This window comes from Corynebacterium sp. UMB8791, from assembly GCF_054166365.1.
The window spans coordinates 67995-92349 of sequence record NZ_JBSZCG010000125.1 but is presented as its reverse complement, the minus strand read 5'-3'; the positions used below and the strand labels follow the sequence as shown (position 1 = coordinate 92349).

Genomic DNA, 24355 nt, shown 5'->3' with positions numbered 1-24355 from the left:
AGTATTGTCTGCATGACTACCACCGAGCATGATACGAATCAGTCCCAGACTCATCTCGCCCAGATCGGCGTTGTCGGTATGGCGGTGATGGGTTCGAACCTAGCACGTAATTTCGCCCGCAACGGACATACGGTTGCTATCTACAACCGGTCCCCTGAGAAGACTCGCGCCGTAATGGCCGAGCACGGGGATGAGGGCTCGTTTATCCCATCTGAAACGATTGAGGACTTTGTTGCCTCGCTGGAGCGTCCACGCCGTGCTGTCATCATGGTCCAGGCTGGCAAGGCTACGGATGCCGTGATCAATCAGCTCGTCGAAGCGATGGATGAGGGCGATATCATCATCGATGGCGGTAACTCGTTGTTCACCGATACGATCCGCCGTGAGAAAGAAGTCGCTGAAAAGGGGCGCCACTTCGTCGGCGCAGGTATCTCTGGCGGCGAGGAAGGTGCACTGCTTGGTCCTTCGATCATGCCTGGTGGTCCTGTCGAGTCATGGGAGGCGCTTGGCCCACTGCTTGAGGATATTGCCGCGAAAATCGACGGCGTTCCGTGCGTGACCCACATTGGCCCAAATGGTGCCGGACACTTCGTCAAGATGGTGCATAACGGCATCGAGTACGCCGACATGCAGGTCATCGGCGAGGCATACCATTTGCTTCGCTACGCAGCTGGGTTGGAGCCGGCGGAGATCGCTGAAATCTTCTCCGAGTGGAATGAGGGTGACCTGGATTCCTACCTGATCGAGATCACCGCTGAGGTACTGAAGCAAGTCGATGAGCAAACAGGCAAACCGTTTGTCGACGTCGTTGTGGACGCGGCTGGCCAGAAGGGCACGGGTCGCTGGACTGTGAAGGAGGCCCTAGACTTGGGCGTCCCAGTCACTGGCATCGGCGAAGCAGTGTTTGCTCGTGCGCTTTCTTCTTCTACTGCGCAACGCACCGCGGCCTTGGAAGCCAACCTCCCTAGTGGCGTAGAAGCTTCGTTCGCTGACCTTGGTCTGGACAAGGCGCAGTTCGTCGAGGATGTCCGACGTGCTCTGTACGCCTCAAAGCTCGTTGCGTACGCGCAAGGCTTTGATGAAATTGCTGCGGGTTCCGAGGAGTACGACTGGGGTCTGAAGCCTGGTGAGCTGGCGAAGATTTGGCGTGGTGGCTGCATTATCCGCGCGAAGTTCCTCGACCGCATCACGGAGGCGTATGAGAAAAACCCAGAGCTGCCATCACTGTTGCTCGACCCTTACTTCCGCAATGAGCTGGAGGGCGGCGTCATTGATGCGTGGCGTCGCGTCGTCATAACGGCTACGCAGCTCGGGCTTCCGGTTCCGGTATTCGCGTCCTCGCTCTCCTACTACGATTCCTTGCGCGCAGACCGCTTGCCTGCGGCGCTGATTCAGGGACAGCGTGATTTCTTCGGTGCGCACACCTACAAGCGCGTCGATATGGACGGCACGTTCCATATCGCGTGGTCTGGCGACCGCAAGGAGCTTCGTTACTAAGCGTGGCGATAGCACCTGACCGCAAAAAGGCACTAGGGTGTTTGCAATGAAAAGTTTTGCCGATCTCGGCCTTCCCCACCCCCTGGTGCGCGCGCTCAACGCAGAAGGAATTACTCGGCCGTTTCCAATTCAGGAAGCGGCTATTCCTGATGTCCTAGCAGGCAGAGACGTGCTTGGGCGTGGCCCGACCGGCTCCGGCAAGACTTTTACGTTTGGTTTGCCGATGTTGGCGCGTCTTAGTGGTGCGCCAAGTCAGCCTGGACGGCCCCGTGGACTTGTGCTCGCACCGACGCGTGAATTGGCAAGCCAGATTCAACAGCGATTGAACAGCCCTGCGAGCGCACAAGGCCTTCGCGTGCTGGATGTAGTTGGTGGCGTCAATATCAATACGCAGATCCGCGCTTTGGCGGCACCAGTCGACCTCTTGGTGGCGACACCGGGCCGTGCAGAGGATCTATTGCAGCGTGGCGTACTCGACTTTCGGGCTCTGGAAATCGTCACGCTTGATGAAGCCGACCAGATGGCCGACATGGGCTTCATGCCTCAAGTCATCAAGCTTGTCGACCGAGCGCCAAAGGATTCCCAGAAGTTACTGTTTTCTGCAACGCTCGATGGCGATGTACAGAGAATCGTTGACAGGTACATGCATAATCCGGTTACGCACTCCACAGCTCCAGCGAAGTCAGCTGTAAAGACCATGAAACACTTCGTCCTGTTGTGTGGCAGCCGCGAGTCGCGCAATGCTCGAGTGCTGGAAATCGCCGCACGCGAAGGCAAGACGATCATGTTTATGCGCACGAAGCATGGTGTGGACAGGCAGGTGAAGAAGCTTCGTCGCGCCGGAGTTCACGCGCAGGGAATTCACGGTGACAAAGGTCAAGGTGCTCGAACTCGCGCACTAGAGGGTTTCGCTGATGGTTCAACTCCAGTCTTAGTTGCGACGGACATCGCAGCACGCGGAATCGACGTTTCGGGAGTCTCACTCGTTGTCCACATCGACCCGCCTGCAGAACACAAGGCATACTTGCACCGCGCGGGGCGTACAGCGCGTGCGGGCACTGAGGGCAACGTTGTTACGTTGGTCATGGATGAACAGCGTAAGGAGGTTCGCTCGCTTCTCAACAAAGCTGGAGTGCGAGCGACCGAAGTCCGGGCGCAGGAGCTCACACCTGAGGTCGTTGAGATCACCGGAGCTCGGCAGCCGTCTGGGAAGCCCCTGCCACCGCCTGGTGGCCAGCCACCACATCAGCGAAAGAACCACAACGCAACCAGGCGTTCGAAACGCCCCAGTGCCAATGCTCAACGACGACGGTCGACGGGAAGGAGCGGTAGGCGTCGGACGCCTCGGTCATAGTCGATGGATATAGTCATTTCAATCTTTGCTCTTTTGGGCTTCATCTTGTTGACGGCCTCAACGGGCCTGTTCGTTGCAATCGAGTTTGCAATGACAGGACTCGAGCGCTCAACTATCGATGAGCACGTCCGGGAGGTCGGCGACCGCACGGCGAAAGCCGTCGCTCGAGACCACGCGAACCTTTCGTTCGTGTTGTCAGGCGCGCAACTCGGGATTACCGTGACGACGCTCGCAGCTGGCTTCCTCGCCGAGCCGGTGTTGGGCAAGTTCTTCACCCCCCTGCTTGAGCTCGTTGGTCTGAGTGAAGCGGCCTCAACGACAGTAGCGCTGATCCTTGCGTTGGCGATTGCGACATTGCTTTCGATGGTTTTTGGCGAACTTGTTCCAAAGAACATGGCGATTACGGATCCGCTGAAGACTGCCCGGGTCGTGGTACCTCCTGTGAATGCGTTTAATACCGCAGCTGGTTGGTTTATTAAGTGGCTCAATTCTTCGGCGAACTGGGTTGTGCGAAAACTCGGGATTGAGCCAGCAGATGAGCTAGCCTCCGCTCGTTCTGGCCAAGAGCTGGGTGCGGTGGTCCGAAACTCGATGGAGTCTGGAGACCTTGACGCAGATACCGCAGCGGTGATCGACAGATCGCTGCAGTTCGGAGAGACCACCGCCGAAGCCGTGATGACGCCACGTTCAACCATTAATGCGCTTGACGCTGAGGACACCGTAGCGGATTTGATTGCGTTTGCACGTGAGACAGGCCATTCGCGCTTCCCCGTCCGCCGTGGTGACTTGGACGACACAATAGGCGTGGTCCACATCAAAGACGCCTTTTCGGTAGATAAGAAGCAGCGTGCAACCACCAAGCTGTCAACGCTGGCCAAGCCAGTTCCGTTTATCCCCGGGACGCTTGACGGCGATGCGGTGCTCAACAGGGTTCGTTCCGCGGGCTCACAGGTAGTGCTGGTTGCGGATGAGTTCGGCGGAACGCAAGGTCTGGTCACGATTGAGGACGTAGTCGAGGAGATCCTCGGTGAGGTGTACGACGAGTACGACGACCGCGAATCCGAGCGGGACTTTTTACACGTCGGAACGTCGTGGGAGATTTCTGGTTTGGTGCGGCTCGATGAACTGCAGGAGGAGCTCGGTTATGTTGCACCCGAGGGGCCTTACGAAACTCTTGGAGGACTGATTATGTCAGCACTTGGACATATCCCGACAGTTGGCGACAAAGTAGTGCTCCCCTCCGGTACAGCTGATTTCCAGGAACAGTTTGAAACGGGCAGCGCTGGCCACTGGCTCGCAAGGGTTTCCACAATGGATGATCGCAGGATCGACAGGGCAATTTTGAGTCCGATTTCTCCAGAGGAAGCAATCGAGTTTCAGAGGAGGTCAGCACAGTGAATATTTGGGTAGCCTTCCTTCTCATTTTGGTCCTGCTGGCGCTCAACGCGTTCTTCGTTGCGTCCGAGTTCGCACTCGTGTCCTCCAGGCGCGATCGATTGGAGTCAATGCAGGCACAAGGCAAGACAAATGTTGCTGGCGTGCTGTACGCGACAGAACACCTCTCGATTTACCTCGCAGGTGCCCAACTGGGCATCACCATCGCGTCACTCGTGCTCGGTAAGGTCGCTGAGCCTGCCGTTGCACATTATGTTGAAGTTCCGTTTCTCGCGATGGGGTTGCCGGGTGAGTGGCTGCATCCTGTTTCCTTCGTGATTGCGCTGGCGTTCATCTCCTTCTTGCATATCTTGTTCGGCGAGATGGTGCCGAAGAACATTGCGATTGCCGGACCAGAGTCAACTGCTGTTTGGCTTACCCCCGCTATGACGCTTTGGATGAAGGCCACGGGGCCGTTTATTCGCTTCTTGAACTGGGTAGCGCGTAAGACGCTGGCTCTGTTTGGTATTGAACAGCGCGATGAGCTTTCATCCACTGTGGACCAGAAACAGCTGGCGAACATGATTCGTGAATCACGCGAAGAGGGTCTTCTTGACGCTGAGGAAACAGCTCGCCTTTCAAAGGCGCTGCGCTCTGAGTCGAGGAACCTCAAAGAGGTAATGATCCCGCTCGATCGTCTGACAACCATCCCCTTTTACCCTGAGGGCGTCGCGCTTTCGATAATCGAGCAAGCTGTACGTGAAACCGGATATTCGCGCTTCCCCGTTGCTAGGCCTTCCGGCATTCTCGTTGGATATATTCACGTGAAGGACATTTTGGACCTGATGGAGTCCGATGAGGATGATCCACTGGTACCGGTGAGCCGCATCCGCCCATTGATGGTGATTGATGGCTCTGAGTCGCTGGATAGTGCGCTGACGTCGCTGCACCGTCGCTCTGCACACATGGCTCAGGTCCGCGATCAAGGTCGCCTCGTTGGCGTACTTGCTCTTGAGGACGTCATTGAGGAGTACGTGGGCACGGTCGCAGACTGGACCCACGAGAATTCATGATTCGCACGTTCCTGGAGTCAGCCGAATACGAGGCTCGAATCGCGTCGCATGAGGAACGTGCGGCCGGATTCGTCGAGCCACACCTAGCTCGCCGTCGTCGCGCACAGAAGCACCCGGTGTGGGACTTCCTGTTCGACTACTACAGGTTCCGCCCCACACACCTTAAGAAGTGGCATCCTGGCGCAAATACAGTGCTTCTCGACGCCTCTACGCTTCCTCAAGCCTCATGGCGCAACTACCAAGTTGTAGACAGCAGGCACGTGTGTGCAGACATCGCGTCGTTTCTTGCGCACCGTGAACAAGACGTTCGGGAAATTGACGAACTACTTCGCGCGACAGCCTCTCGTTCGGCGCACTTTGACTGCTTCGGTTTGCATGAATGGGCAATGTTGTATCTCGAGGAACACCCTCGCCATGATCTTCCGCTTCGTCTCGGAGCAGACGGCACGAACTCAGTGGTTGAATCTCATCAGCTTCGATGCAGCCACTTCGACGCGTTTCGTTTCTTTACTCCCCCAGCTCGCCCCCTCAACGTTGTGGCGTTGCGGAGGGAAGACCAGGTATCGAGGGAACAACCAGGCTGTGTGCACGCCACCATGGATCTGTTTAAGTGGGCTTTGAAACTTGGCCCATTGGTCCCTGGCGAGCTCCTCCTTGACTGTTTCGAATTGGCCAAGGACGCGCGTCGCCTCGATATGGAGGCATCCCCGTACGACTGCCGGGAACTCGGCTTCGACATCGTTCCTGTGGAGACTACTGAGGGAAAAGCCATGTACGTGCAGCGCCAACGAGCGCTCAGCGCACGTGGAGAAGAATTACGCTCCCGGCTCGTCGCTCTCCTCGACGTAGTTCTAGGGCGATAGACTGTTTGACAACGCTAGACGGGTTGTACACGAAGTAAGGACGGTATTGGCATGGGCCGACATTCTGATGGCAAGAGTAACTATCGCTTGTCCGGTGGAGCGATCCTGGTCATTCTGGTCGCGCTCGCTGTGATTTTGAGTGCCATTTTGATGATGAAGCTGAAGCCAGAACAGTCCGATGATGCTTCTGAAGCACAGTGCGTGTCTGGAGAACTCTCACTGCCAGTAGCGTCTACGGAACGATCGGTCGGTGAAGCGATCGTAGCCGCGTACAACGAGTCGCACCGTGTTGTGCGGGACTACTGTATGCAGGCAGAGCTCGTCGATAAGGTCGAGGACGCAGCTATCCTTCTCGCTCCGGAAACCGCGAACCCAGACGCCGTACTTAGGAACGCAAAACGCTCGGCGGCGGTACCTGACCCACAGATTGTTTACGCGGCGCCTCTCGGCGTGGAGGGGCAAACTTCTACTGATCCAGCGACACTTAAGCTGGAGTCAGTGCGATTTGTGTTGCCTGAACGCTCGGATGCCTCTGTTGCTGTTGCGTCATTGCTTGCCAAAGATGAGGCAGGCGCCGTAGATGTCCTACAACAGCAGGCAGTGGAAGATATAGAGTCAATCCAAGATGAACAGAGTCTATACGCAGCAGCTATTGAACAAGCATCCGGTGACCGGGTTTTCACATCGCTAGATGCAGTTTTGAACTACGTCGGTATACCGCTGAACAGTACTGATAACGTCGATGAGAATAAGTCTCGCGCCGGGCAGGACCTCATGAAGTACGCGGCGTCAACGTTGAAAACTGATAGCAAATCACAGGTGGTTGATGTCCCTGATCAGGTTTGGTCCCAGGTGGCAGAAATTCCGGTCGATGAAACAGAAAAGGAACAGAAAGAAGTTGGTTCCGAAAACCAACAGCAAGCTCTGGACACGTTATTCCTGTACGATACGTCAGATGCGATGCAGCCTTTCAAGCCAGCAGTCGACACCGCGATACGCGATGCTGCATACCGTGTCACCGAATCTGGCCATCAAGTAGCGCTTTGGAACTACTCTTCCCCACTGAACCCTGGTGTAACGAAGGGTTGGCGCAGCAACATTGCTATGACCAGTGATGCCGAGGACGTCGCATACACCGCCAGCTTGCTTGGCACCGGTGGTGCTCCGCAGACTCGTGAAGCGCTCTTCGCTGCTGCCGATGCCATGCGTGAGCTCGATCGCGATATTCGCATCGTGTTGATTACCACCGGCACCGCCGATGATGATGGTTCACCACAGGCGGCAGCAGCACTGCAGGACCGGCTCGGTGAGCGAATCAAGCTTGACGTCGTTCGTGTAGGCGATAGCCCTGCAGATACGGCTGTGACAGATGTCGCATCCGTGGTGAAAGAGGCTCCATCCGCTGAGCAGGTCAGTGCCGCTCTGACCGCCGTTGTGGACTAACCACTTGCGCTAGACCCACAGCAGTACGAAAGGCTGCAGCCCCGCCGGGGAGTAAACGGCGGGGCTGCAGCCTTTCAGAACTCTCTAGGAAGACTTACGACGGCGACGATCTGCGAGTTCATCAAACCCGGCAGGCTGAGGGTCGTTGAGTTCGGGGTTGATGGTTTCTGCTGGGAAGTCAGCAATTGTGCCAGTCAGATCCTTCATAATCTGCGGGACCGCGATACCAAAGACACCCTGGCCGCCGCCGAGAAGGTCAATGACCTCCTCGTTGCTGCGGCACTCGTACACCGTTGCGCCATCAGAGACCAACGTGATCTCGGCGATGTCATTCACACCCCGGTTACGGAGCTTATCCACGGCTAGGCGAATGTTTTGCAGTGAGATCCCGGTATCCAAGAGACCTTTCACGATTTTCAGAACCAGAATGTCCTTGAAGGAGTAGAGGCGCTGGGAGCCGGAGCCCTTTGCGCCACGGATTGAAGGCTTCACCAAGTCAGTGCGCGCCCAGTAATCGAGCTGGCGGTACGTGATGCCTGCTACCTGGCATGCAATCGGAACTCGGTACCCCACTTCGTCAGAAGGCCCGATATCAAACAGCGTTTCCTGAACAGGCCCTTCCACTGCGGAAAGTTCAAGCTCTTGTTGCAGATCGCTCATTTTCCATACTCCCGTTTTCTATTGTCTCGGCTAACAGTATTTGTACTGATAGCTTAGGCATTTGACTCTATCAGCTCGGGCCGACACGCCGAAGTCTCAACCTTTACTTTACATTGAGGGAGGTTTAGTTGGCAGCCCCGTCTCCATCTTCATCATCGGAAGTAAAAAGATCATCCGCGCCAAGGCTCTTCATCAGCTGCTCAAAATCGCGGTCTGCTTCTGGGTCACCGCTTGCGGAAACACTTCCGTCTTCAGCGTCCCCTTCGACAACGGGAAGATCAAGGTCAAAGATACCTTTCGCATCTGCCGCGGAAATCCGTATGCCGGCTTGCCGCAAAACCTGAGGGTCAACCTCGAGAGCAATATCCCCTGTCCAAGCCAAAAGCAGCGCGTCGGACATGCTCGTGTCTACTTTGCTGCCAGTACTCAGCAACACCTCGGCATGAAACACGCCTTCGTAATAGCTCGCAATGCGCACGGCCTGCACTTGAGCGCCGAGATCCTTTAGCGTTTCCAAATACGTTTCGTAAATACTCGGGTTCAGGGGGCCTACATCATCAATGAGCGCGGCCAGTTTGCCTCCAGAAAATGGCGAAAGCCAAATTGGCAGGAATAGATTCTGCTCTGGTGCGTGCAGCAACGCGCACAGAAAGTGTTCCGGGCCGACCGGGTAGACCCCGAGCAAATTCAGCGACTGCATCTCAGCGCCCGGAATTTCGCAGCTCATTCTTGAGCAGCGAAGCATGCAGTGATACGACCAGGGCAGAAAGCTGCTGTCCAAGTTCTTCCGCCTGCTGTGCTGAGTTTTCCTTACCGGACTTCGCAACGGGTTCCGTTACTTGAGAGATGAGATCAGCCTGGCGACGAGCCATAGTCCGCAGCGTCTTGAGGTGGCGAGAATCCAAACCGAATTCCGCTAGCGCCATGGCTGCAGTAACCACGCGGACGTCGTCGGCGGTGAAATGACCAGCCACATCAGGAACGATCAATCCATCACGCACGAACTCATCGACAAGTTCTTGGTCTGCTTGAGCCTGCTCGGCAACGTCTCGGTCGCTCAAGTGCGTCGAAGTTGGTGCGCGGAAGCTATCTGGAGAAACTAGTGGATCAGCTTCGCTCGCGCTCATGATCGCGGTAACCTGACCGGAATCCATGGCCTCGAGCTGCTCGCGGATCACCTTTAATGGAAGGTAATTGTCTCGCTGGGTCACCAAGATATAGCGAAGTCGCTCGACATCATCACTTGTAAAGCGCCGGTATCCGGACGCAGTGCGCTGTGGAGTGATCAGGCCTTCGGACTCAAGAAAGCGAATCTTCGACACAGTCACATCAGGGAACTCTTCCCGCAACTGTTTCAGGACAACACCAATAGACATGGTCTTTGTCCCTGACGGGGCGACGGTGGCTCCCATTTGCTCTGTAGCAGCTCGACGTATTGCACTCACGGTGATGATTAATCTCTTCTAATGGACAGGGGCAGACAAACGGACAATACTATTTTTCGTCGGCGATAAAGACCAGGCGGAATTTACCAATCTGAATCTCATCCCCGGAGGAGAGCACCTGCGAGTCCTTTGGCTCTCGGTTCACATAAGTGCCGTTCAGTGATCCCACGTCAACGACTTCGAAAGAGTCACCATCGCGGCGGAACTCAGCGTGACGGCGGGACACCGTGACGTCATCAAGGAAAATGTCGGCCTCAGGATGGCGACCTGCGGTGGTTGCATCCTGGTCCAACAGGAACCTTGCACCAGCGTTCGGTCCGCGCTTCACCACGAGCAACGCAACACCATCCGGCAAATTCTCCGTGCTGGTGACGTTATCGTTGGCTGCAGCAGCGCCGTTCTCCATCTCCTTCAAAAGGTCAGCGCGAAAGACGGAGGTCGTTTCGACCTGGACGATGTCTGCATCTTTGTTTTCGGCCATTCCAAACTCCTGACGGTGTTTTTGAAAGTCAATAAATTCTAAATCGCAATATTACCCAATTGTGGGTCAACGTGCTGTTGCGGTTCTAGTGTAACGCTCTGAACCTCAACATGAGGATTAACGGAAAATATTTCCAATCCCGGAGATCACCGAGTTCCCCGAACCCGCCAACGGATTATCCGACACCATGTAGGTCCACGTCGCACTCGGACGCTTCCAACCAGCATCTTCGAGGTGCGCTCCATCGTTATCAATCACAACTTTCCTGAAAGTATCGACGGCCTGATCTACGGCACGATTCGCTAGTTCTTTAAATTCACGAATGGCGATTCGATGGTATTCGTCGATTGGCGTTTCACGGGCGATGGCGCGCAGGTGGATAGATTCGCGAACATCGTCCATGAGCGCGAGATACTCAGACCACTCATAGTCCAGGTGGTAGAGCATTATCTCCCGAGCTGCCTGCCGTAGTTTGTCAGCATCGATGGCATCCAGCTCGGTGGCGCGCTCCGGTGCTCGTTCGCTAAGCTCACGCCACGCCGCGTCGGTATCGAGCAATGACGCTCGCCGCTCATCAAGGATTGTACGGTGATCCGAGATGAGCTTGTTGTATTTCCACGTTTGCGAGTGAATTTCTAGCAGCTGGCCCTCTGTAACGCGCTGGCAGTGGTCAACAAACTGCTGTGCACGCGAGGATTCGATCCGTCCCGACGCGTCGGGATGTACGGTGATGCGCTCATCCTCTCCCCCGGTAACAATAATGTCATCTTCCAGGGAAACAAAGAACAGGCTCAGGCCAGGGTCGCCCTGACGCCCTGCACGTCCGCGCAATTGATTGTCGAGCCGCGCTGTGCGATGGCGTGCTGTACCGATAACGGCGAGACCACCCAGCTTCGCAACCTTGTCGTGATCTCCTTCGTCAGCGCCACCTAGACGAATATCGGTACCGCGGCCTGCCATTTGTGTAGACACGGTCACCCGCCCTAAATCTCCAGCCTCAGCCACAATGCGTGCTTCCTCAGCGTCATTCTTCGCATTGAGCACGTTCACGCTGATCCCACGCTCGTTCAATGCCTCTGCGAGAGCCTCAGACTCTGCAACGTCATGAGTCCCTACAAGAACAGGTTGACCATTCGTGTGAAGCAGCGCGATCTCTTCGACGATCGCTTGGTTCTTCTCCTCCATCGTTGCGTAGATCCGGTCGGCTTCATCAAATCGCTGCAACGGATTTGCGCGGTCAATAACAGATACGTGCAGGTCGTAAAATGAACGCAGTTGATCGGTGGCTTCTACGGCGGTTCCAGTCATGCCACAGACCGTCGGATAGCGACGCATAAGTGCTTGCAGCGTGATCGAGTCGAGAATTCGGCCCCCCTCGGAGACCTTCAGCCCCTCTTTTGCCTCGACTGCTGCCTGCAATCCGTCAGGCCAACGCTGCAGTTCAGCGACGCGGCCGCGGGAGGCGTCGACAAGTGCCACCTTGCCGTCCTCAACGATGTAGTGCACGTCGCGGATCAGCAGTGCTCGAGCGTGTAATGCAAGGTTGACCCGGACAAGCGTAGTGCCAATGTGTTCATCGGAATAGAGCGAGTCGATGCCGAGCAAATGTTCAACTTTCTTCGCCCCCTCCTCGGTAAGGAAGACATTGCGACCATCGGCATCAGTTTCGTAGTCCTTCTCCTCGTCAAGGTGCGAGACCGCTTCGGTGATCTTGCCTGTGGGCTGCTGCGTACCTTCAGAACCAGCCAGGACGAGCGGGACGAGGGCTTCGTCGACAAGGACGCTATCGGCCTCATCGACAAGAGCGACCTCGGCTGGTAGCTGAACGGTTTGAGAGCGGTGCGTGATCTGATTGTCACGAAGGTGATCAAAGCCGATCTCGGTCACCGGGGCATAGACGACGTCGCATCGGTATGCCTCTACGCGCTGTTCACGTGGCGTCGATTCCGTTACAGCGGCAACGCTGAGCCCAAAGAACTCGACAAGCGGCCGCATCCACGTGGCATCGCGCTCAGCGAGATAGTTATTCACGGTGATGAGGTGCACCCGCTTACCAGTGAGCGCAAAACCGGTCGCAGCGATAGCTCCAACGAGCGTTTTGCCCTCGCCGGTGGCCATCTGAATTACATCGCCTTCGAGTAGGCGCAAAACCGCCTGGTTTTGAACGTCGAACGGGGTCATCCCAAGGGTTCGAGTGGCGGCAACCGACAGAATTGCGAGGAAGCGAGGTTTGTCGACGACCTCTCCGTCACGCACGGTGTCACGCACAGCGGCGCTCAGCGCGGCGTCGTCAAGAGCTTCGAACTCGGCGATGAGCTCGTGAGCTTTCGCCACGATCCCCTTCGACTTCTTGTTGTTGCGTTCGGACGTTGCACCCATTGCTTTCCAAAACCAGCCAAATGCAGCCATTCCTCATACGACCTTTCGTCACGGCAAAAGTGGCCTTTTGCCTCTCGCACTACCTGGCCTACATGGTAAGTGCTTTTCACTCGTTCACGTCAATGTACTCTATCCTTGTTCAAGCAAAGTCCACCGAATGCGTCCCCGTTCTCAGGAGGAAAGCCCACATGTTATCGCTGAACGTGAAGGTGCCGTCGTCGACGGGCAAGATGATGGCCGGAACGATTGACCGGCCTGACGGGCCGGCGAAAGCCTACGCGATTTTCGCACACTGTTTTGCGGGGTCCAGACATACTCCTGGTGCTTCGCGAATCTCCAAGCGGTTAACAGAGTTCGGCATTGCAACGCTCAGATTTGATTTTCCTGGTCTCGGACAATCTGAGGGTGAATTCGCCGATACTTCGTTCTCACAAAACGTTGACGATATCGTGGCTGCAGCAAAGTGGTTAGCCAAAGAGTTCAAAGCGCCACAGCTCATCATGGGCCACTCGCTCGGAGGCGCTGCAGCACTGAAAGCGGCGACCCATCCCGATCTCAAAAAGACGCTCAAAGCCGTAGCGACAGTCGGTGCGCCGTTCGACCCTGCACACTCGGTGTTGCACTATGCGGATAAGATTGGTGACGCGGACCGCGACGGCTATGTCCCCGTCATCCTCGGCGGCAGGGAGCTCATCATTTCACGCGACTTCCTTGAGGATCTCGCCGACACGAACCCCGAAGAATACCTGCCGAAACTGCGCAAGCCACTATTGCTGGTCCACTCGCCTATCGATGTGACGGTAGGCATTGATAACGCCCAGTCAATTTTTAGCCTCACCCGCTACCCGAAGTCACTCATGGCGCTGGACAAGGCCGATCATTTATTGACGCGCCAAGGCACCGCACAGCGTGCGGCCGACATTATCGGCTCGTGGGTCATGCAATACATCACCCCCGAATTTGTCCCGGATGCCACCGGCGACTCCAACGCAGTCTCCTACTCCGCCCGCGGGACGAAGTATGGCGACGTAGTTCGCACCTCCAATCGTGCGATCGCAACTGACCGGGCTAAGAATGCTGGCGGCAAGGGCCAGGGCGTGACGTCGACAGGCTTGTACATGTCCGCGTTGGCAGTATCTTGTTCCCAGGCAATTCGTTCCGCCGCGAAAGGACTTGCGCTCAACGACGTGCGCGTGGAGGTCACACATCTCGGCGAGGGGCACTTCACACGTGACATCACGTTATTCGGCGACCTCAGCGACGCCGAGGCCCAGACGCTCATGGAGGCCGGCAAACGCTCAACCGTCGACGGCTACGTTCACAGCGCCTCGGTGCAGACAACCATCGACGTGGTGCGCTGACGTGAAACGCTGCCCATGTGGCCTCGATCGCCCATACCCCCTGTGCTGCGGCGCCCTGCACGCAGGCAAACCTGCTCCCACAGCAGAATCGCTCATGCGGGCACGCTACAGTGCGTTCGTCGTCGGCGATGCGGATTACTTGCTGCGCACCTGGGCTTCGAGCACACGACCGGCATCGTTGGAGCTTCCACCAGGTGGCGAACCATATATTGCGCTGCGAGTTCTCCACTCCGAACAAGGTGGCCCAACGGATACCTACGGAGAGGTCCGCTTCGAGGCCCTTCACCCGAGTGGCACCCAGCGAGAACATTCCCGTTTCATTCGCGAGGGCGACGCATGGGTGTACCTCAACGGCACTGCCTTCTAACAGCTGGTTTCATAGTTGAAGTAACTGTGCGCTAAACTATCGGAGCTGTTCCGGTATTCGCCGGATGAAGGCAACGGGCTGTGGCGCAGTTTGGTAGCGCACCACACTGGGGGTGTGGGGGTCGCAGGTTCAAATCCTGTCAGTCCGACAACTATCAACAAAAACCCCGCTTGAACAGGCGAAACTCCTGATTGAGCGGGGTTTTAGTTTTCGTAAGCTACTCAGTTGCGGGTTAAGCGACAAAATGTGTGCTTTTCTCGGCGTGTCGACTTAAGCGACAATATGTGTGCTTTTTCGGGGCTCGGGAAGCGGGGAGCCTCGGCAGATTCCAGGAGTGAACTTCGTCGGTCGCGTAAGCGAGGAGGAAAAGGCGAGATTGCTGGGGGCGTCGGATATATTTGTCGCTCCGAACACTGGGGGCGAATCGTTTGGCATCATTCTCGTGGAAGCGATGGCTGCGGGCTGCGCCGTTGTGGCCAGTGATCTAGAGGCCTTTTCGCTGGTATGTGATGCAGAATCATCTGACCCTGCCGGGATTCTTTTTCCTGTAGGTGATGTTGCCGAGTTGACAAAGGCGTTACAGGCTTTGATTGACGACGCTGCTTTGCGCCTGGAGATGGGCAGAAGAGGGCAACTGCGAGCCGCGCAGTATGACTGGTCGACAGTGACTGCTCAGATTATGGCTGTATACGAAGCAGTAAGTGTTGGTGAGAAGGTGACACTCGCATGACAACTATTGCCCTAGTGGTGTTCGCAGCGGTAATCACGTTGCTGTTTGCCTGGGCATATTTCACTGCGCAACGGCTACACCGCCTCCATATCCGTCTCGACCGTTCACGCGACGCACTTCAAGCTGCGCTCGACCAACGCTGTGCTGTCATTGCCGCACTGTATCCGGAAATGCGCGAGGAGTGCCGGATCATCGAATCATTGCGTTTGACTCCAGTTGACGTAGAGGAACGACTTCAGTCCGAACAAGAAATGCGGAAACACATCGAGAGACAAGGGACGATGCTTCCCGCTGATATTGACGCTGCAGATACTCGTGTGGCAATTGCACTGCGGTTTTATAACGACGCTGTCAGGGATGTTCGTTCGCTACGGCTACGGCCCGCCGTAAGGCTTCTTCGATTGGGTGGGACCGCAGCCCTGCCAGCCTTCGCTTCGCTTTCCCTTTAGCGGCTGAACCTTGCTCGCGGTTCTGCAGCTCAACCTGTTCGGGCGTATAGTAGGTTGACGTTCAATTACCAATAGTCAACCGTTTTAAGCGAAGGGATACCGGATGTCTGGCCACTCAAAGTGGGCTACTACTAAACATAAGAAGGCCGCGAACGACGCAAAGCGTTCCAAGCTCTGGGCGAAACTGATCAAAGATATCGAGGTTGCAGCTCGCACTGGTGGCGGCGATCCAGCAGGAAACCCGACGCTTGATGACATGATCAAGAAGGCGAAGAAGGCGTCGGTCCCGAACGACAACATCGAACGTGCGCGTAAGCGTGGATCGGGCGAGGAAGCCGGCGGCTCTGACTGGGAGTCGGTGATGTACGAGGGGTACGGCCCGAACGGTGTCGCTCTGTTGATCGAGTGCCTGACGGATAACCGTAATCGAGCAGCGACTGAGGTTCGTACGGCAATGACCAGGAACGGTGGCAATCTTGGTGAAACCGGTTCTGTGGGCTACATGTTCAATCGCGTCGGTGTCGTCACGGTGGCGAAAGGGGAGCTCACCGAGGACGATGTGTTGATGGCGGTACTTGACGCTGGTGCAGAAGAAGTTAACGATCTTGGCGAAGAGTTTGAAGTTACCTGTCAGCCGACCGACCTTGCCGCAGTCCGCGAGGCGTTAGTGGAGGCCGGTATCGAGGTTGAGGGCTCTGAGCAGGACTTCCGTGCTGACGTGGAAGTTGAACTGGATGCATCTGCAGCTGAAAAGAATCTGAAGCTGATTGATGCCCTCGAAGACTCTGATGATGTACAGAATGTGTACTCGAACATGTCTATTCCTGACGAGATCGCAGCCGAGCTCGACTTGTAAGGCGTAGTCTGTTTTTCAACCACCATTCGTTGCAGCGAGTGGTGGTTCTTTTTCAGACTATGGTAGAACATATGTGCCAGTACAATATTCGGCGGAAGGAAGCGCGGTGAACCTCCAAGGTCTGAGGGTAATGGGCATAGATCCTGGTTTGACCCGATGCGGCCTTTCGGTAGTTCAAGCGGGGAGAGGACGTCAGGTCATACCGATTGCCGTCGGTGTAGCGCGCACTCCTTCCGATGTGGAACTATCGGAGCGTTTATTGCGGATCTCGAAGTCGGTAAGCGACTGGATGGATGAGTATAAGCCCGACGTGGTTGCGATGGAGCGAATTTTCGAACGCAGTAACGTATCTACCGTGATGCATACTGCCCACGCCGTCGGGGTAATGGTCCTCGCCGCTGCAGAGCGCGATATACCAGTGCACATGTATACGCCCTCAGAGGTAAAAAAGTCGGTTTCTGGTAATGGGCGCGCTGATAAGAAACAGATGACTACGATGATTACACGTATTCTTGGTCTGAGCGAGCCACCAAAGCCAGCAGATGCTGCAGACGCGTTGGCCATCGCTGTTTGCCATTGCTGGCGAGCCCCGTTGCTTGCCCGAGCTTCCGCTATTGAAAAACTGAGAAAGAACTAGTTCATGATTGATTCCCTCCACGGTGACGTCCTTTCGATTGGCCTCGATCATGCTGTTATCGGCTGCGGGGGCGTTGGCTATCGCTTCTTGGCGACGCCACCAACGCTCAGTCGCCTAACTCGTGGTGAGCATGCGGATGTAGTCACCAGTCTGGTGGTCCGCGATGACGGTATGACCTTGTATGGGTTCGCGGATGAGGACTCGCGGACTATGTTTCACAAGCTTCAAACCGTGAGTGGGCTAGGGCCAAAGCTGGCGATGGCAGCACTGGCAGTCTTTGGGCCTGGGGAACTGGCCGAATTGATTTCCAGTGGTGACGCGAAGAAGATTCAAACGATTCCTGGCGTCGGTAAGAAGATGGCAGAACGAATCGTGTTGGAGCTGAAAGATAAGGTTGTCGGCTTGTTTGAAACGGGCAGCGAAGCGAGCCACGGTGCAACGGCTCCGGCTGCTTCAGGCTCAGGTATCAGTGAGCAGATTGTAGAAGCACTGGTTGGGCTTGGATTCACCGGGCGTAGTGCGCGGACTGTCGTCGAACCTCTCGTTGCGGAACAACCGGATACTGATCCATCGAATCTGTTGCGCGAAGCGCTGAAGACGCTATCGAAAAAGTAGGTGGGGTTCATGTCAGACGTTGAAAAAACCGTATTCCAGTTGCCGGATGATCTTTCACGTCCCGATGGGGCTCCCGTCAGTGTCAATGCGCATAGTGATGAACACGATATTGAGAGGTCTCTTCGTCCGAAGTCGCTTGATGAGTTCATCGGACAGCCGAAAGTGCGTGAGCAGCTCAGTCTTGTACTTGCGGGTGCTAGTCAACGCAGCGTCACACCGGACCACATCTTGCTTTCCGGTCCGCCAGGGCTAGGAAAGACAACGATGGCGATGATCATCGCGCAGGAACTCGGAACTTCCTTGCGGATGACCTCTGGGCCTGCGCTTGAACGTGCTGGTGACCTCGCTGCGATGCTTTCGAATCTTATGGAAGGCGATGTCCTCTTTATCGATGAGATTCACCGTATTGCGCGGCCTGCGGAGGAAATGCTGTATATGGCAATGGAGGACTTCCGTATTGACGTCATTGTTGGAAAGGGGCCCGGGGCGACGTCAATTCCACTTGAGATTCCACCGTTCACCCTGGTCGGTGCAACGACTCGCGCTGGTATGCTCACTGGTCCGTTGCGGGATCGTTTCGGTTTTACGGCACAGATGGAGTTTTACGAGGTTACTGACTTGAGGCACGTGGTCGAACGTGCTGCGGAGATCTTGCAAGTTGAGATCGACAAGGACGCAGCAGTCGAAATCGCTTCACGTTCACGGGGAACTCCGCGTATTGCGAATAGATTGCTGCGACGTGTTCGTGATTGGGCAGATGTGCATGGCAGCGGACGAATCGATATTCAAGCGGCGCGTGCTGCGCTGGAGGTGTTTGACGTTGACGACCTCGGGCTTGATCGGCTCGACAGAGCGGTCCTGAATTCGCTCATTCGTGGCCACGGTGGGGGACCTGTTGGCGTCAATACACTGGCAATTGCTGTAGGGGAGGAACCGTCTACAGTCGAAGAAGTATGCGAGCCTTACCTGGTGCGAGCAGGATTGATGGCACGAACTGGTCGTGGCCGCGTTGCTACGGCGGCTGCCTGGCAGCACCTTGGAATTGATCCGCCACCGGATGCTCCAGGACAGGCACTCGTTTCAACATAATTGGGAGTATGTCAATATAGAGCTATGGAAATCATCCTTATTTTGCTCGTCCTATTGGTGTTCATGCTTCCGTCAATCTTGATGATGCGAAGCCAGAAGAAGCGTCAGCAACAGGTACAGGAGATGCAGTCCTCCATTCAGCCCGGTGACCATGTTGTGACGGTTTCTGGCCTTCATGGAGACGTTGTTGACGCAGATAACGCTACGCTTCGAATTGAAATTGCCCCTGGTGTTGTCGTCAAGATGGAGACCGCCGGAATTATGAAGCGAGAGGCAGTCGAGTCCGCGGTTCAGGAACCTACAGCAGACGATTCGGAACAACGTCCGGAATAGTCCATCTCAGCGTTACGGCAAATGCTGTCTAGCTGTCTTTACCGATATGACAGTTGATGACGTACGATAAATCGATGTGCACCACACCCCGCTTTACCCAAAGTTTCGGGCAAAGCGGGGTGTGGCAGTGAAATAACGTAGAAATAGAGGAGTTAGCTCGGTGTCCAAGAACACTCAGCGTTCCGGCGAGTTGAGATCAAAGCGGAAGTGGCCTGCGCGCGCGCTGGCGCTTTTTGCGCTCATCGTCATTGGCGTGTACTCATTAGTATTTTTCACGGGCGATAAGTCCGCAACCCCGAAGCTTGGTATCGACCTGCAGGGCGGTACTCGCGTGACCCTCGTTCCGCAGGGAGACGAGCCAACTCGCGAACAGCTCGACGAAGCGCGAAACATTCTTGAGAAGCGTGTGAACGGCATGGGTGTTTCCGGCGCGACTGTCGTCGTTGACGGCAATACCCTAGTGATCACTGCCGCGGGCGACGACACATCGGAAGTACGTAATATTGGGCAGACTTCGCAGCTGCTGTTCCGTCCGGTAATGCAACCGCCTGCACCTTCCGCAGATTCGATTGGTGAGGTCTTCGCAAAGACCGCGAACGATTGGATCCGGTATGGGGTTTTGACCGCGGATCAAGCCAAGGCGATTGGCGATCAGGTGAAGAAGCAGGTTGCCGAACAGGGGCAAACCGTTGAGATTCCTGCTATTGATGCGAAACCGTTGCCTGAGCCGAATGGTCCTGTGGAGTCCTCGGAGCGCAGGGCTGACCAGGCTGAGATGCTCAAGGCAACTCGTCAGTCTGAAGACCCTACCCAGCAATTCGTTGCTATGTCGATGCTGAGCGCGTTGTGTGCCGTGCAACCTACTGATCCATTGGCCGGGACCGATGACGAAGCAGCACCACTTGTAGCCTGTGACCCTTCATCTGGCCAGGTACTGCTCCTCGGCGAGGTGCCATTGCTCGCAGGTGTTACTGATACGGACGGCCCGCGTCTCACCGGTGAACAGATCGACACTGGTCGCTCGATCACTGGTGGATTCAACCCGCAGTCGAGCCAGATGGAGATCAACTTCGCTTTCAGCCAGGCAGGCGAGTTTAATGGCTCGTCTACCTGGGCGCAGCTGACGAGTGAGATGATCGGGCAGCAGATCGCGATCACACTGGACTCACAAATTATCTCCGCACCTGTCATTCAGGGCGCAACCCCAGTCGGTTCCGCAACCTCTATTACAGGCAACTTCACTCAGGAGGAAGCTGAGAGCCTCGCAAACAACCTGCGTTACGGTGCGTTGCCGCTTTCTTTCGCGGGTGAGAATGGCGAACCTGGTGGTACAGCGATGACAGTGCCGCCGTCACTTGGTCTGGCATCCTTGCAGGCTGGCTTCTATGCAGGCATTGTCGGTCTGATTTTGGTCGCAATTTTCGTGTTCTTCTACTACCGGCTCTATGGTCTTATTTCCCTGGCTACGCTTTTCTTTGCGGGTCTTCTCGTTTACGGCTCGCTAGTTCTGTTGGGGCGCTGGATCGGCTACTCGCTGGACCTCTCCGGCGTCGCCGGTTTGATCATTGGTATTGGTACTACTGCGGACTCCTTCGTTGTCATCTACGAACGCATCAAGGACGAAGTTCGTAAGGGCAAGACTTTCCGCTCTGCATCTGCCTCCGGCTGGGATCGAGCGAAAGATACAATTATTACCGGTAACATGGTGACCCTGATCGGCGCGGTCATTATTTACTTCCTTGCGGTTGGCGATGTGAAGGGCTTCGCATTCACGATGGGCCTTACGACCGTATTTGACCTGCTAGTGACGTTCTTGGTCACTGCTCCGCTCATGGTGTTCGCTTCCCGGTCCCGGTTCTGGTCGAAGCCAGCTGTCAACGGTATGACCAAAGTGTTTGCTGCAGCGCAGCATGACAAGGACGTGAGCGAGGAAGCTCATCAAGGCGTGGCTGCAGAAGCCGCGTCGGAAAGTATTGAGGTGAAGTAGCAATGTCGTCATCGCAAATTGAAACCGTTGCTTCCGTCGTACCAACTGTCGAGGAGCCCGGCCGTTGGGAGCGTCTGTACACGGGCGATGCGGCGATCGATTTCGTCGGTCGCCGTAAGCTCTGGTACGGGATCACCATGGCACTGGTAGTTATCTCGCTGCTTGCGATGCTGGTCCGTGGATTCAACCTTGGTATCGACTTCGAAGGCGGTACCAAACTCTCGATGCCGGCCGATGATCTCGTTGCCGAAGAAGTCGAGGAAACATTTATTGACGCGACCGGCGTCACTCCTGAACTGACTCAGATTATTGGTGCTGGTGATGCCCGGACGCTTGAGATTAATGCTGAGCATCTGAGCCAGGAACAAATCGACCAAGCGCGGCAGGCGATCTTTGAGAAGCATCACACCAAGAATGCTGAAGGGGAAGTGTCTGCCGACGCAATTGGTGATTCGACTGTTTCCGAATCGTGGGGTGACACAATCACGAAGCGGATGTTGATGGCGATGCTGGTCTTCCTCGTCGCTGCAGCCGTGTACGTGGCTGTCCGCCTGCAACGAGAGATGGCCATCGCGGCGATGGGTGCATTGATCATTGACGGCATATTGATCGTAGGGTTCTATGCACTCTTCGGGCTGGAAATTACCCCAGCGATGATTATCGGTCTGCTTACCGTTTTGACGTTCTCCATTTATGACACCGTGATCGTCTTCGACAAGGTGAAGGAGAACACTAGCGGTGTATTGGACTCGCGTCGTTCGACTTATGCTGAAGAAGCGAACTTGGCAGTGAATCAAACGGTCATGCGCTCGATTTCAACTTCCGTCATTTCTGCACTCCCGATCGTCGCGCTGATGATTGTTGCAGTTTGGATGCTCGGTGTGGGTACACTCCGGGATCTCGCCTTGATCCAGCTGATCGGCGTCATCGAAGGTATCTTCTCCTCGCTATTCCTCGCGACTCCGCTGCTGGTAACGCTTATGGAGCGCAAGCGCGTTTACAAGGAACACAACGTTGAAGTAGAGAAATACCGCGCCGGTGAGATCGTCGACCACGACGATGAAGCCACTGTAAAGCCAAAGCGCACCGTTGATACACCGGTTCGTAGTGCTGTGGAAGGCAGCGATGGAGACGAATCGCCGGCAATGAGCACTTGGCGGCCGTCGACACGCTAGGTAAACCAAGTATGAGTAGCGTATTTTCACGCGCCGTTGCTGCATGTTCTGTCGTGTTTTTAGCAACGGCGTGTTCCGACGGTGGTCCAGCGTCGAACTCTAATAGCGAAGAGTTTGGCTATCAGGTACAAGCACCACTGGTCACAGTGAACGCGGGTAGCGCTGAGGGGCACTCGACGTTGGCGCAAGAACTATCTGGTCGTTTGTACCCCGGAGTTTATGTTCCGGGCCCCAACGGGCAAATGATCCCTAATACCGACTTAGTAGAGACACAAGTGCTGCCCGGCGACAGGCGTCAGGTGATTTACACCATCTCCGATGCTGCAGTGTTCTCCGACAATACCCCAGTAACGTGTAATGACTACCTGTTGACGTTCACAGCTGGGAAGCTACCAGAGCTCTTCGGTTCATGGATGCCTCTTTTCGACGACGCTGATACATTGGCATGTCAACCCGGATCAAAAACTTTCACTCTCACAATGAAGGAGAACCGTGGCGCCCGTTGGCGCGACCTTTTTGAACCCGGAACAGTTTTGCCGTCACACGCAGTTGCAGCGCGTGTCGGAATGCCGGCGGAAGAGCTCGTTGATGTGCTTACTGTGCGTGACCCAATGAGCCTTCGAAGCATTGCAGATATTTGGCGTCACGGTTTTGACCTGAAGCAGTACGATCCTGAACTTCAAGTATCTTTCGGACCGTACAAGATTGAGAGTGTTGGTAAAGAAGGCGAAGTAGTCCTCGTCGCTAATGATTCCTATTACGGTGATGCTCCAGCGCTGCAGAAGATCGTGGTCTGGCCGGGGAATGCAGATTCCGGTGAACTAGTTGCCTCCGGCGGATTGAAAATCGGCAACCTCGAAGAACCAGCACCAGACTGGTACGACGTAAACGCAGAGAGAGAACCAGTTGATGTGACCAGCGTTGTGGGGGAACTGACTGACGCGTTGGTCATGGCCAAGTCAGGCCCCTGGGCAGAACCAGAACGGCGCAGGGCGCTTGCTCACTGTGTGAATCCGTCTGAAGTCGCACAAACTTCCTCGAAGATGTCGGGCCTAGAGGTTGCAGCTGCTCCAGTGCAAGTAGTTGCGCATAGTGACCCGCTGGCGTCGAAAATTGAAAGTGTCGGTGAGACGGCAACTGAGTATGACGTCGAAAAGGCACGTGCTGCAAGTGGCAGTGTTCTACGGATCTCGACGCCGATGCGGTCGGCACGGATCTCCGCAATGATTCAGACGATCCGAGCACAGTGCGAACCGGCGGGTATTGAAGTTCTCGACCAGTCGGAGAATCTAGCGACGTTGGCCGAGTTGCCGGGTTATGCCATGGACGAACAAGGCCAGATCGTAGAGAAAGAGGGCACCGTCGATGCGCTTTTGATGCCAATCGATTCTCAAGTTGAGTACCCAGCTGCGAACAATCGGGTGCAGGAAGTCGACGCATTGCGGAGTCAAGAGAATTGGCTTTGGCGGGAGATTCCGATTCTGCCACTTTCAGCACAGCCTCGCTCGTTCGCGATTGATCAGCGAGTTGAAAACGTTGTTATGTACACAGGCTTGTCGGGAATTGGCTGGAATATGGATCGATGGTCCGTTGATGAGTAAAGAAATAAAGCTATCCAAGGAGAAACCCATGGGCGATTCGAAGGACACGTTTGAAAGCGCAAAGGAAGCGCTTCGAGAAAAGATCCGTAAAGTACCAGATTTTCCCGAAAAGGGCGTGTTGTTTGAAGACCTCACACCGGTGCTTGCAGATGCGCATGCCTTGCGGGTTGTTATCAAAGAAATGGCGCGTGTATCTGAGAATCTTGGAGCAGACCTTGTTGGCGGGCTGGATGCCCGTGGTTTTCTCCTGGGCTCAGCTGTTGCATACGAGATGGGCGTAGGCATCCTCGCCATCCGTAAGAAGGGGAAGCTCCCTCCGCCGGTGATTACACAGGAATACAAAACCGAGTACAGCACTGCAGCTTTGGAAATCCCGGCGTCGGGAATTGACCTGGACGGTAAGAAGGTTGTTCTCGTTGACGATGTGCTTGCTACTGGCGGAACTCTTTCCGCAGCAACCGATTTAATCCAACGCGCAGGTGGTAGCGTTGTTGGATACGTAGTAATGCTCGAGGTACAAGGACTGGACGGTAGAAGCCGCTTAGGAGATGTTCCCGTGGTAGTGCTCGACCAATAGGAGAGTTTG

23 protein-coding genes, 1 tRNA gene and 1 pseudogene are annotated in these 24355 nt (G+C 55.6%); 20 read left to right on the top strand and 5 right to left on the bottom strand.

Annotated elements, in window-relative coordinates; translation table 11 throughout:
• Positions 1-12: 12 nt before the first annotated feature.
• From gndA to ACXIUA_RS07850, 6 genes are read left to right on the top strand one after another with little or no spacing between them, the layout of a single operon-like run.
• On the top strand, positions 13-1497 hold the full coding sequence (gene gndA, locus ACXIUA_RS07875; RefSeq protein ID WP_457976513.1) for an NADP-dependent phosphogluconate dehydrogenase: 1485 nt from the start codon (positions 13-15) through the stop codon (positions 1495-1497).
• A 46-nt stretch (positions 1498-1543) separates the two neighbouring features.
• A complete protein-coding gene (locus tag ACXIUA_RS07870; protein WP_457976512.1) occupies positions 1544-2851 on the top strand; it encodes a DEAD/DEAH box helicase in 1308 nt (435 codons plus the stop codon).
• A 3-nt stretch (positions 2852-2854) separates the two neighbouring features.
• Positions 2855-4249: a hemolysin family protein gene (locus ACXIUA_RS07865; protein WP_070477150.1), complete on the top strand. Its 1395-nt coding sequence runs from the start codon at positions 2855-2857 to the stop codon at positions 4247-4249.
• The gene (locus tag ACXIUA_RS07860) at positions 4246-5298 is read left to right on the top strand and encodes a hemolysin family protein (protein ID WP_070362486.1); all 1053 of its coding nucleotides are present in this window, start codon (positions 4246-4248) and stop codon (positions 5296-5298) included. Before ACXIUA_RS07865 ends, ACXIUA_RS07860 begins: the two co-directional genes overlap by 4 nt.
• The gene (locus ACXIUA_RS07855) at positions 5295-6161 is read left to right on the top strand and encodes a 3-methyladenine DNA glycosylase (RefSeq protein ID WP_457976511.1); all 867 of its coding nucleotides are present in this window, start codon (positions 5295-5297) and stop codon (positions 6159-6161) included. The genes ACXIUA_RS07860 and ACXIUA_RS07855 overlap by 4 nt, the downstream gene beginning before the upstream one ends.
• A 51-nt stretch (positions 6162-6212) precedes the next feature.
• Entirely contained in the window at positions 6213-7604 is a 1392-nt protein-coding gene (locus tag ACXIUA_RS07850) for a hypothetical protein (protein WP_070477156.1), read from the top strand.
• Positions 7605-7688: 84 nt separating this feature from the next.
• Here the strand turns inward: ACXIUA_RS07850 and ACXIUA_RS07845 are convergent, their stop codons facing one another.
• From ACXIUA_RS07845 to secA2, 5 genes are all read right to left on the bottom strand, one after another.
• Positions 7689-8264, bottom strand: coding sequence for a MerR family transcriptional regulator (locus tag ACXIUA_RS07845; protein WP_070362489.1), 576 nt, complete (start codon positions 8262-8264; stop codon positions 7689-7691).
• 124 nt (positions 8265-8388) lie between these two features.
• Entirely contained in the window at positions 8389-8964 is a 576-nt protein-coding gene (locus ACXIUA_RS07840) for a bifunctional nuclease domain-containing protein (protein ID WP_457976510.1), read from the bottom strand.
• 1 nt (position 8965) lies between these two features.
• Complete coding sequence (ftsR, locus tag ACXIUA_RS07835) at positions 8966-9709, bottom strand: transcriptional regulator FtsR (RefSeq protein ID WP_083290782.1); 744 nt, start codon at positions 9707-9709, stop codon at positions 8966-8968.
• Positions 9710-9758: 49 nt separating this feature from the next.
• Positions 9759-10190, bottom strand: a complete 432-nt coding sequence (odhI, locus tag ACXIUA_RS07830; RefSeq protein ID WP_070362492.1) for an oxoglutarate dehydrogenase inhibitor Odhl — start codon at positions 10188-10190, stop codon at positions 9759-9761.
• A 117-nt stretch (positions 10191-10307) separates the two neighbouring features.
• Positions 10308-12599 (bottom strand): accessory Sec system translocase SecA2, encoded by a 2292-nt coding sequence (gene secA2, locus ACXIUA_RS07825; RefSeq protein ID WP_457976509.1) that lies wholly within the window; start codon positions 12597-12599, stop codon positions 10308-10310.
• 158 nt (positions 12600-12757) lie between these two features.
• On the opposite strand from secA2, the gene ACXIUA_RS07820 reads away from it, so the two are divergent.
• The 14 genes and pseudogenes from ACXIUA_RS07820 (at position 12758) to ACXIUA_RS07755 (ending at position 24346) form a co-directional block, all read left to right on the top strand.
• Positions 12758-13930, top strand: coding sequence for a bifunctional alpha/beta hydrolase/OsmC family protein (locus ACXIUA_RS07820; protein ID WP_070362494.1), 1173 nt, complete (start codon positions 12758-12760; stop codon positions 13928-13930).
• A gap of 1 nt (position 13931) precedes the next feature.
• Positions 13932-14297 (top strand): YchJ family protein, encoded by a 366-nt coding sequence (locus ACXIUA_RS07815; RefSeq protein WP_457976508.1) that lies wholly within the window; start codon positions 13932-13934, stop codon positions 14295-14297.
• A 74-nt stretch (positions 14298-14371) separates the two neighbouring features.
• Positions 14372-14445 (top strand) — tRNA-Pro (locus ACXIUA_RS07810).
• 156 nt (positions 14446-14601) lie between these two features.
• Positions 14602-15027: pseudogene (locus tag ACXIUA_RS07805) on the top strand (glycosyltransferase family 4 protein); the annotation flags it as partial.
• Positions 15024-15476, top strand: coding sequence for a hypothetical protein (locus tag ACXIUA_RS07800; RefSeq protein ID WP_070976797.1), 453 nt, complete (start codon positions 15024-15026; stop codon positions 15474-15476). The pseudogene ACXIUA_RS07805 and the gene ACXIUA_RS07800, both read left to right, overlap by 4 nt.
• A gap of 103 nt (positions 15477-15579) precedes the next feature.
• Positions 15580-16332, top strand: a complete 753-nt coding sequence (locus ACXIUA_RS07795; protein WP_070362373.1) for a YebC/PmpR family DNA-binding transcriptional regulator — start codon at positions 15580-15582, stop codon at positions 16330-16332.
• 106 nt (positions 16333-16438) lie between these two features.
• Positions 16439-16969 carry a crossover junction endodeoxyribonuclease RuvC gene (ruvC, locus tag ACXIUA_RS07790; protein ID WP_070362374.1) on the top strand — a complete coding sequence of 177 codons (531 nt, stop codon included), beginning with the start codon at positions 16439-16441 and terminating at the stop codon, positions 16967-16969.
• 3 nt (positions 16970-16972) lie between these two features.
• Positions 16973-17584, top strand: coding sequence for a Holliday junction branch migration protein RuvA (gene ruvA / locus ACXIUA_RS07785; RefSeq protein WP_457976507.1), 612 nt, complete (start codon positions 16973-16975; stop codon positions 17582-17584).
• 9 nt (positions 17585-17593) lie between these two features.
• Positions 17594-18673 (top strand): Holliday junction branch migration DNA helicase RuvB, encoded by a 1080-nt coding sequence (gene ruvB, locus ACXIUA_RS07780; RefSeq protein ID WP_070363504.1) that lies wholly within the window; start codon positions 17594-17596, stop codon positions 18671-18673.
• Between the two features lie 24 nt (positions 18674-18697).
• Positions 18698-19006, top strand: a complete 309-nt coding sequence (yajC, locus tag ACXIUA_RS07775; protein WP_070477017.1) for a preprotein translocase subunit YajC — start codon at positions 18698-18700, stop codon at positions 19004-19006.
• A gap of 160 nt (positions 19007-19166) precedes the next feature.
• Positions 19167-20993: a protein translocase subunit SecD gene (gene secD, locus ACXIUA_RS07770; RefSeq protein WP_083290770.1), complete on the top strand. Its 1827-nt coding sequence runs from the start codon at positions 19167-19169 to the stop codon at positions 20991-20993.
• Positions 20994-20995: 2 nt separating this feature from the next.
• Positions 20996-22168, top strand: coding sequence for a protein translocase subunit SecF (gene secF / locus ACXIUA_RS07765; protein WP_070477018.1), 1173 nt, complete (start codon positions 20996-20998; stop codon positions 22166-22168).
• An 11-nt stretch (positions 22169-22179) separates the two neighbouring features.
• Complete coding sequence (locus ACXIUA_RS07760; RefSeq protein WP_457976541.1) at positions 22180-23769, top strand: ABC transporter substrate-binding protein; 1590 nt, start codon at positions 22180-22182, stop codon at positions 23767-23769.
• Between the two features lie 28 nt (positions 23770-23797).
• The gene (locus tag ACXIUA_RS07755) at positions 23798-24346 is read left to right on the top strand and encodes an adenine phosphoribosyltransferase (RefSeq protein ID WP_070477021.1); all 549 of its coding nucleotides are present in this window, start codon (positions 23798-23800) and stop codon (positions 24344-24346) included.
• Positions 24347-24355: the final 9 nt, after the last annotated feature.